Here is a 270-nt window from a genome sequence, read left to right as displayed (position 1 = left end):
ACGTTGATGGCGCCCTTCATGCCCGCTTCGTAGTGGCCCGGCATCAGGCAGGCAAAGTTCACGGGGCCGGCCTTGGTGAACTGCCACACGATCTCCCCCCGCTTGCCGGGCTGCAGCGTGACCTTGCTGGGTTCGTCGTGTTCCATGTCGGGGAATTTCTTCATCTGCTCCAGGTGTTCCAGCAACTCCTTCTCGGTGCCCAGGCTGAGTTCGTGCTTGACCTTTCCAGAGTTTTTGACGATGAAGCGCACGGTCTCGCCCTGTTTGACC

At 60.0% G+C, this 270-nt stretch carries 1 protein-coding gene; it reads right to left on the bottom strand.

Features of this window, described 5'->3' with window-relative positions; genetic code table 11:
* Positions 1-270 (bottom strand): cupredoxin family protein (locus MJX74_RS21590; RefSeq protein ID WP_240225079.1); only part of this gene is annotated, 270 nt, incomplete at both ends.

The sequence above is a fragment of the Rheinheimera hassiensis genome (assembly GCF_022436675.1).
Lineage (GTDB): Bacteria > Pseudomonadota > Gammaproteobacteria > Enterobacterales > Alteromonadaceae > Alishewanella > Alishewanella hassiensis.
Note: the sequence above shows the minus strand (reverse complement) of the source record. Positions and strands in the feature narration are given on the sequence as shown.